This is a genomic window from Clostridium sp. CTA-5 (assembly GCF_054768135.1).
On record NZ_BAAAAT010000002.1, the window covers coordinates 690,189 to 699,303 of the forward strand.

Genomic DNA, 9,115 nt, shown 5'->3' on the forward strand with positions numbered 1-9,115 from the left:
TTGCAAAAAGGTATCTTAAAATAATTAAAAGTCATAATCCATTGATAATTAAGCGTAAATATATTTCCTGATGAAACACTACTAATAAATACAAATATTGATACTATTAATATAATTAATATTTTTAATAACTTTTTACCTTCTTAAATTAATAAAGCAATCACTGAAAACTATTCTACCCAGTGATTGCTCTGTTCTGTTGAATCATAGATTTATAAATATTATAAAAGCTACATTAATAAACATATTTTTTCAGAACCTATATATTAGATTCCTTAATGTTCTTATAAGAATCAAGTTCTGTATAAATTTCATCCTTAAGAGGGTTTTTCTTATTCTTCATAATTGTATAAAGTTGATATGCAGCAACCAAAACATTTGATGCTAATGCAATAATACTAACAACCATATATGCTGTAGGATTGTGGCTAGATGCAACTGCATATTTTCCTGATGTAAAAAATTCTGGAACAATCATAACTAACATCATCCATAAGGCAAGTGTATGAGTACGATGTTGTAGCCACGCCCCTTTTTTTATAGTAAATGCAGGAATTGTACAAGATAATAACAATGCTAGTCCACCATAAAACGCACGATCTGTTACACAGTTATATAAATAACCAAAGTTCCATAAATCGTAAGCAATAATCCAGAACCAAAGCATATCCGGCCAAATCATATCTTTTTGTTTATCATTACTTACTATAATTCCAAACCATCCACAAATCGTTAATATATTTAGTATTCCAGCAACTCCATTCATAATATTCCAAGGCCCACCAATATAAGTCATTCCATTAATAACTTCATTCATTCCATAAACTTGAAATTCACGAATAACTGCCTCCAAAATGTTAAGTGATAAAATACCTGGTGGAAGTAAGTAATACCACTTTTTTGCTTGAATCTTTTTTGAAAAACGTAACCCCATGAAAATAATAGCACCAGCGATAGCAGAATATGTTTTTGCCCAGTGAAACCAATTAGCAGTTGATTGACCAGAGTTAGCTCCGGAAGTATTGGGCCAAACAAAAATAGTTAATACAATTGGTAATATTACAAATAGTGTAATACCGGTATACTTGTTGTAACGACCTATTTCATTAAATAGCATCAAGCCACCCAAAACAATAAAAAACATTACCCAAGAATACCAAGGAATTGGTTGAAATAAAAACATAAAAATCCTCCTATAAGAGTAATAAAAAATAACACTTGTTATTTTTATATTTAACTTTATTATAAAACACTCCTCTATTTTGTCAACACTTTTTAACATTTAAGTATTTTTTTAACAATTAAAACTTTTGATTCAAATCCCTTTCACTTTTCATTACTCTAATTCATGGTATAATTAGTAATAATATACATTTATATTTTTTAATATACTTATGGGGGTAATATGCAAGAAAATATTAACAATAAAAGAAAACAAAGAATCATAGATGCTGCAATTACAGTATTTACAACAAAAAGTTTTGAAGATGTTACTATGAGAGAAATTGCTGCTACAGCTGGTCTTACTACTGGTGCAATATATTATCATTATAAAAGTAAAGATGAATTATTGTATGATGTAATAAACCACTCAATTCACTTTATTTATAGAATTTCAGAAAAAGATGGAGCAAAATTAAAAGATAAAGATGTGCTTTTGTCAGAAGTTAAAAATGAGGTAACTATGCGTTTGTCAAAAAAAGATGAGCAAAAGTTGCATTTATTACTTATTAGTTATTTAATTTCAAAAAATGGTGAATTAAAAGAAAAATATAAATTAAATTATAATAACATAATAGATAAAGTAGCTAATATGTATTTATATACTTTTGGAATAGAAAATGAGAAACTCAAGAAAGGTCTTGCTTCCATTTTTGTTGCAGCCTTAGATGGAATGGCAATACAATATTCTTTAGGGGTTCTTAATGAAAATCAAAAAGATTTTATTAAACTTTTTAATGATTTTTTTGCTGAAAGTATTCCATTATTCTTAAAGAAACACTTAGAATAATATTTTACATACCCTCAACTATTTATATTTAAACAATAAAATACTAAATTATAATTTATATGTTTCTAAAGAAGGAATTTAATTTTATACGTAAAGTCTAAAGAACGAATTTATTACAAATTAATATAAGATATGTTTAAATTAAATTCAACATATCTTACATTAAAGTTTAATATTAAATTATTTATAAAAAATTATTTATAAGATTATTTATAACATCCTCTTCATTATGATCTTTTTTTACAATATCACTAACAGATTTATACCCTTTTCTATCTGTTAACTTACTACCATTTGAAGTTACAACTAAATGTACTCTGCTTAAAGAAACAGTTTCTAAAAACTTTCTAATTGCTGGTGTTATTTTACCTGCCCATAATGGAGTTACTACAATAATTTCATCATAATTTCCTAAACTATGATTCAACTTTATATTTACATTCTTATTTCTTAAAATATAATATCCACCTTTTATAAACCCTAAAAACCCCTTCCAATTAACATTATCTGTAATTTGTATATTTTCACAATTAAGTTTATTTGATATTTCTTCAGCTACCATTTTACTCTTACCTGTTCTAGTAAAATATACAACCTTATAATTCACACAAACCTCTCCTTCATATACTTTAATTTCACAATATCCTATTTTTATTATACTTTAAAATTTTCAATTAATTCATTTAATTCTTCTGCAATAATAGCCAAACTTTCACCTGAATTTGCAATTTCCTCAATATTAGCTGATTGTTCTTGCATTGAAGCTGCTGTTTCTTCTGTACTTGCTGCTTGTTCTTCTGAAATAGCAGATAAATTTTGTGTAAGTGCTATAATCTCATTTTTATTATTAATCATTAATTCAGCTGAATTATTTAATTTTTTGATAATATCTTTTACTGAATCTATTGCCATTGATATTAGATCAAACTTATTTTCTGTATCTTTGACACTTCTTGCTTGAGAATCTACAATATCTCTTACCTCTTCCATAGTTTGAACCGCACCTTGAGATTTTAACTTTAATTCATCAATTACTACTTTAATATCATTTGTAAAACTGTTTGATTGTTCTGCAAGTTTTCTAATTTCATCTGCAACAACAGCAAATCCACGTCCTGATTCTCCTGCTCTTGCTGCTTCTATTGCTGCATTAAGTGCTAAAAGATTAGTTTGATCGGCTATGCTTTGAATCATAGTACTAGCATTTTCAATTTTTTCTGCACTTTCACTATTTTCTACTATAATTTCATATACTGACTTTGCTGACTTATTGCTTTGATCTGTCTTGTCTACTAGTTGTTTCAATATATGAAATCCTTCTTCTTTTTGAATATTTATATTAGTTACAGCCTTATTTAACTCTTTAATATAGTTTGAATCTTCTTCAATTATTCTTCCCATTTCTTCTATATTTTTAGCAGTTTCTTCAGTATCTTTTGCCTGTGCACCTGCTCCATTTGCAATTTCTTCAATTGTCTTTGCAACATCTTCTGAAGTATTAACAGCTTGATGTGATACAGCTGTTAATTCTTCAGATGAAGCTGCCACTTGTTGTGCCACATCTGAAGTTTTTATAATAAACTTACGCACATTATCATCCATTATTTTAATAGAATTTACCATATTACCTATTTCATCTTTTCTTGTTATATAACTCGTTACCTCTGATTTCTCATCAATAGTAAAATCCAAATTTGCTTGTTTATTTATAAGTTTTGTAATTAATGTTATTGGTTTTACAATTGACATTCCTACAAAATAACTTATAGCTGAAACTATTACTAACACAATAAGTACTAAAAGTGCTACTGATTTAATTGTAGATTTTATCCCATCATTAATTATTAAGTCAACAGACTCAATAGATTTACCTACAAAATAAACTCCAATAACCTTTTTATCCTTGTCATACATAGGTGTATATTTTGTTATGTATTGTTTTCCAAGAATATTGGCTTCACCAAAATATACATTTCCTTTAGCTACTTCTTCATATGCCTTTTCTTTATTGTCTAATTTGGTGCCAATAACCCTTTCACCTTTCCCATCACTAATTGTAGTAAGCATTCTTGTATAATCATTCCCATTTTTAATAAAAACAGTTGAAACAATATCCATACCTTTAGATAACTTATCTATATATTCAAATCTTCCCTCAATAGATTTTCCAGAACTATCTACCATCTTACCATCACCATTAATACTTAATGATCCAAACTGCTCATTAAGATATAATTCAAGCATATTATTTGCTGAAGTTAATTTATCCTCAAATTGTGCCTGAACAGTTTTTTTAGTTACATCAAATCCACTTATTACTCCTATAGTAACTGTTGCTAATGATGAAACTATAACTAAAATTAAAATAATGCTTATAATTTTCCCTTTTAAACTTTTCATGTTTAATTTGCCCCCCTTATAAAAGTTCTATTTATATAAAAGCTATCGAATTAAATATGATAAATATTAATTCTTTAAGACCTTTATTCAATCTAATTTTTATTTCTAATATATATATTCTAATTAAGTTAATACATTTATAGTCTTTTATAGAAAATTATATCTTTAATTAACAATATAGATTTAGAATTATATATATCATAAATTTTCTATATAAGTTCCTTATCATGTTATTAATTAATATCACATTATGAATAAACTTTATTGGAACTTATATACTAATTATTTTATTGTCGAATAATATATAGTAATGTTTAACTTTTTAGGATAATTTTCTAAAATATTTAATTAAAATAGTTTCTTTTCAATTATTATTGTTGAAATTAAAATTATTTAATTCACTAGTATGTATTAATTTATAATAAAAAGTCGAATTAAATTTTAGAATAATAGTTTTTTAAAAAGGACTAAGAGATTTCTCCCTTAATCCTTTGTCAAACACATCTATTATGTTTTTAAGTAGATTCAACTGTCTATGAACCTCATCTGATATCTAGTATCTATAAATTCATAACATCTTAACACTCATAGACAGGATATTCCTTAATGGTATAACAAATTCTAAGCCCCAGTTAAAAATAATCTTTATCTGGGGCTTAGAATTCTATTTATACTACAATATCAACATTAATTTAAACATAGTTACTATTTTAAATTAGGCATTTAATATATATTCTTACTAAAATACCTATCTCCTCTATCTGGTAGTAAGGTAACAATATTGCCATTATCTATTTTATTTGCTAACTTAATAGCTGCTGCTACTGCTGCCCCAGAAGATGTTCCAACGATTAATCCTTCTTTTAAAGCAAGCTCTTTTACCATATGAAATGCTTCTTCATCATTAACTTTTATAACATCTTCCACATAATTCATGTCCATAGTTTCAGGAATAAAGTTATTTCCTATACCCTCTATATCATAACAAGCTTCTTCTCCGCCTCCCATAGTTGAACCCTCTGGATCTACTAAAACTCCTTTTATATTAGAATCTTTTTCTTTAAAATACTTTAATATTCCAGTATAAGTTCCCCCACTACCTGCTCCAGAAAGGAAGTAATCTATTTTTCCATCTAAATCCCTATATATTTCAGGACCTGTAGTTTCATAATGAGCTAATGGATTAGCTTTATTCTCAAATTGTTTTAGCGTTATAGAATTCTCTATTGTTACTAAAAGTTCATTAGCCTTTTCAACAGCTCCTAACATCCCTTTTTCTCTAGGAGTATTCACTATTTCTGCCCCAAGAGCTCTCATTAATGTCTGCTTTTCTATAGAAAATTTTTCTGGTACAACAAATATTACTTTATATCCTTTATTTATAGCTGCTAGTGCTATACCTATTCCTGTATTTCCTGCTGTAGCTTCTATTATTGTATATCCTTGTTTAAGCAATCCTCTCTTTTCAGCATCCTCTATCATATACATTCCTACTCTATCTTTAACACTTCCACCAGGATTTAAAAATTCTAATTTAGCAAATATATTTACCCCTTGCTTTATTCCCATATTATTTAGTTTTATAATAGGCGTATTTCCTATATGACTTCTAATGTCATCTATATATCTCACTACTAATCCCCTCTTCTAATACTAATTTAATATACTCTTTTGCTGCAAATAATGAATGATCTCTATAATTTCCACATTGAAACTTATTTGTTGCTGGTATTTCTTCTGTATCCAATATTTTATTTAATGAATAATTTAATGCTTCTATTACTTTATCAACTGATGGATTGCCCCATGCAACCATATAAAATCCAGTTCTGCATCCCATAGGGGATATATCTATTATTCCATCTAATTTTTCTCTCATATATCCAGCTAATAAATGTTCCAATGTGTGCATTGCTCCTGTTGGCATTTCTTTTTCATTTGGTTGTAAAAATCTCAAATCAAATTTAGAAACTATATCACCATTATCCCCTTTTTCTGCACCACATTTTCTTACATATGGTGCTTTTACCTTTGTATGATCTAATTCAAAACTTTCTACCTTAACCATTAATTTTACCCCCTTCTAATGCCTTTTCTAAATCCTTAATAATATCCTCAGCACTTTCTATTCCAACTGAAAGTCTTATTAAATTATCAACAATACCAACCTTTTGTCTTATTTCATATGGTATTGCCCCATGAGTCATACTTGCTGGGTGGCATACTAAAGATTCAACACCGCCTAAACTTTCACCAAAAGTTATAAATTCTATTTTTTCAAAAAATTGTTTATAGTCATATCCATCATTTAATACAAAAGATATCATTCCACCATATCCTTTTGCTTGTTTTGATTGAACATCATATCCTATATGATCTTCAAGTCCTGGATAATAAACTTTATTTATTTCTGGTCTACTTTTTAAAAATTCTGCTATAGATTTAGCATTTGAATTATGCCTATCCATTCTAACTGCAAGAGTTTTTATCCCTCTTATAAGTAAGAATGAATCAAATGGTGATAGCACTCCCCCTGTAGCATTTTGTATAAAATGAATTTTTTCTTTTAAGCCTTCACTATTAACTACTACTAATCCAGCAATTAAATCACTATGGCCTCCTAGATACTTAGTCCCACTATGAATAACTATATCTGCTCCTAATGTTAGTGGTTTTTGTAAATATGGTGTCATAAAAGTATTATCCACTATTGTAAATAAATTATTTTCTTTAGCTATTTTAGATACTTCTTCGATATCTGTTATATCCATTAATGGATTTGTTGGTGTCTCTATATATATTGCTTTAACAGTATCATCAATAGCTTCTCTAATTTGCTTTAAATCTGTTGTATTTACTATCTTATATCCTATATTAAAATTTTTAAAAATTTTATCTAATACTCTAAAACTTCCACCATATAAATTGTCTGAAATTATTATATTATCTCCTGATTTAAAAAGAGAAAATATTGCTGTTATTGCTGCCATACCTGAAGAAAATGCAAATCCAGCAACACCTTCTTCTAAATCAGCTATAAGCTTCTCAACTGCTTCTCTTGTAGGATTACCTGTTCTTGAATATTCATATCCTTTATTAATTCCTAAACCCTCTTGTTTATACGTAGATGTTTGGTATATAGGCACATTTACCGCTCCTGTAAATTTATCTCCGTCAATTCCTCCGTGTATTAAAACTGATTCAAAATTCATAATATCTTTCTCCCTTCTTATAACTTTTTAGCACTTGCTATAAATATTTTTGTTTCTGTGTATTCACCTTTACTTGAATACCCTTTGCAATATAAATCTGTATTTTCTATTTCTATATTTTTAAAATTATATTTACTTAGCCAATTAGTTATTTGGCCGTTTGAAAATCCTAACCATTCATCGTACATTTCCTCTTTTGCCCATTCTCCATCATGTTCTGTTACATCTGAAATTACTATACTTCCGCCTTTTTTTAATACTCTATAAATTTCTGATATAGCTTTTTCTATATTAACTACATGATGTAATGCCATATTTATAAATACAACATCTACTGATTCATCAAATAATACGATATTTTCCATGTCAGACCTAATTGGATATACATTGGTTATATCTCTTTTAGAAACTTCTTTTTTTAATTCCTTTAACATATTATTAGATTGATCTAATGAAAATACTAAGTTTGCTTTTTCTGATAAAGCTAAAGATATAAATCCTGTACCACATCCTAGGTCTGCTGCAATTTTATTTTCTATTGATGCTTTAGATAAAACTTTATATTTTAATTGTTCCTCAAAATATTCACTTCTTATTACATTCCAACTATCTGCTATAGAATCAAAGTATTTTAATGATTTCATAATTAATCTTCCCCCTATTTTATAACTCTTAAATATTTTTAAACTCTTATAATCTATTGTTTTTGTAAATTCTCTGAAATTTAGATAAATATTAATACTATTTTTAAAAATTTTGTTTTAATTCTAGAATTATTTAATAAGCTTATATATTAAAAACGTATATACTTTTTACAAATTTTACATGTTTATATAAACCAAAAAACCCCTACCTCATTTAGAGGCAGAAGTTATATTCCGCGGTTCCACTCTAATTATTATATTTTAAAAAAATATAATATCTCTTGCTTTTATTGGTACAAACATACCTCAACGCTATAACGTGCGTACACGCTGCCGCCTACTAAAAATGCATTATTTTTTCGGGACAGTGCTCAAAGATGCATTCTCATAAGTTACAACTAAAGTCTTTTTCAGCCTAGAAGACTATTCTCTGAAAGTTTCCCTTATGATACTATTTCTTTTCTTCACATATCACAATATACTGTTTTTTCTTAAAACATATTATTCATATAAGATTACTCTGCTTTATATTTAATAATATATCCTTATTCTTTAAATTTGTCAACATGTTTTTAATCAAAATTAAAAGCACAATTTTCCCTATATAAGGAAACAATTGTGCTTTATTACTTATTCTCTCTATTTTAAATATACACTCAATATACTTGAATATTTTATTCTTTAGGAAATTATATTTTAAAAAATCTGTGGATAACTTAGATTATATTATTGCTTAAAGATTAAGAAATAAAACCTAAAGAATAAAAAATAATCATATGCCGCACCATTATTCCTGCACTACGTTTGGAAAGGGTGCATGGCTAAAAAAAATCGACGCTCCACAGTCG

Annotated in this window: 8 protein-coding genes and 1 other annotated feature; of the genes, 1 reads left to right on the forward strand and 7 read right to left on the reverse strand. The window is 27.3% G+C overall.

Features of this window, described 5'->3' with window-relative positions; all coding sequences use genetic code 11:
- Positions 1-259: 259 nt before the first annotated feature.
- The gene (locus tag ACYUET_RS08040; RefSeq protein WP_460278792.1) at positions 260-1,183 is read right to left on the reverse strand and encodes a DUF5692 family protein; all 924 of its coding nucleotides are present in this window, start codon (positions 1,181-1,183) and stop codon (positions 260-262) included.
- Between the two features lie 222 nt (positions 1,184-1,405).
- Here ACYUET_RS08040 and ACYUET_RS08045 point away from each other — a divergent pair, with 222 nt between their 5' ends.
- A complete protein-coding gene (locus tag ACYUET_RS08045; protein WP_460278793.1) occupies positions 1,406-2,011 on the forward strand; it encodes a TetR/AcrR family transcriptional regulator in 606 nt (201 codons plus the stop codon).
- Positions 2,012-2,195: 184 nt separating this feature from the next.
- On the opposite strand, the gene ACYUET_RS08050 is transcribed toward ACYUET_RS08045, so the two are convergent.
- The 6 genes from ACYUET_RS08050 to ACYUET_RS08075 form a co-directional block, all read right to left on the reverse strand.
- A complete protein-coding gene (locus ACYUET_RS08050; protein WP_460278794.1) occupies positions 2,196-2,618 on the reverse strand; it encodes a flavodoxin family protein in 423 nt (140 codons plus the stop codon).
- Positions 2,619-2,665: 47 nt separating this feature from the next.
- The gene (locus ACYUET_RS08055) at positions 2,666-4,411 is read right to left on the reverse strand and encodes a methyl-accepting chemotaxis protein (RefSeq protein WP_460278795.1); all 1,746 of its coding nucleotides are present in this window, start codon (positions 4,409-4,411) and stop codon (positions 2,666-2,668) included.
- Between the two features lie 723 nt (positions 4,412-5,134).
- A complete protein-coding gene (gene cysK / locus ACYUET_RS08060) occupies positions 5,135-6,043 on the reverse strand; it encodes a cysteine synthase A (protein ID WP_460278796.1) in 909 nt (302 codons plus the stop codon).
- Positions 6,027-6,479 carry an S-ribosylhomocysteine lyase gene (locus ACYUET_RS08065; protein WP_460278797.1) on the reverse strand — a complete coding sequence of 151 codons (453 nt, stop codon included), beginning with the start codon at positions 6,477-6,479 and terminating at the stop codon, positions 6,027-6,029. Before ACYUET_RS08065 ends, cysK begins: the two co-directional genes overlap by 17 nt.
- Entirely contained in the window at positions 6,472-7,623 is a 1,152-nt protein-coding gene (locus ACYUET_RS08070) for a trans-sulfuration enzyme family protein (RefSeq protein ID WP_460278798.1), read from the reverse strand. The genes ACYUET_RS08065 and ACYUET_RS08070 overlap by 8 nt, the downstream gene beginning before the upstream one ends.
- Before the next feature lie 17 nt (positions 7,624-7,640).
- The gene (locus ACYUET_RS08075) at positions 7,641-8,267 is read right to left on the reverse strand and encodes a class I SAM-dependent methyltransferase (protein ID WP_460278799.1); all 627 of its coding nucleotides are present in this window, start codon (positions 8,265-8,267) and stop codon (positions 7,641-7,643) included.
- Between the two features lie 213 nt (positions 8,268-8,480).
- Positions 8,481-8,741 (reverse strand) — a binding site (T-box leader).
- Between the last annotated feature and the right edge of the window lie 374 nt (positions 8,742-9,115).

What these genes read in the sequence shown, in the direction of transcription:
- ACYUET_RS08065 (WP_460278797.1), bottom strand. Translation starts at nt 6,479, where the DNA reads ATGGTTAAGGTAGAAAGTTTTGAATTAGATCATACAAAGGTAAAAGCA.
- ACYUET_RS08070 (WP_460278798.1), bottom strand. Translation starts at nt 7,623, where the DNA reads ATGAATTTTGAATCAGTTTTAATACACGGAGGAATTGACGGAGATAAA.
- ACYUET_RS08040 (WP_460278792.1), bottom strand. Translation starts at nt 1,183, where the DNA reads ATGTTTTTATTTCAACCAATTCCTTGGTATTCTTGGGTAATGTTTTTT.
- ACYUET_RS08055 (WP_460278795.1), bottom strand. Translation starts at nt 4,411, where the DNA reads ATGAAAAGTTTAAAAGGGAAAATTATAAGCATTATTTTAATTTTAGTT.
- ACYUET_RS08075 (WP_460278799.1), bottom strand. Translation starts at nt 8,267, where the DNA reads ATGAAATCATTAAAATACTTTGATTCTATAGCAGATAGTTGGAATGTA.
- ACYUET_RS08045 (WP_460278793.1), top strand. Translation starts at nt 1,406, where the DNA reads ATGCAAGAAAATATTAACAATAAAAGAAAACAAAGAATCATAGATGCT.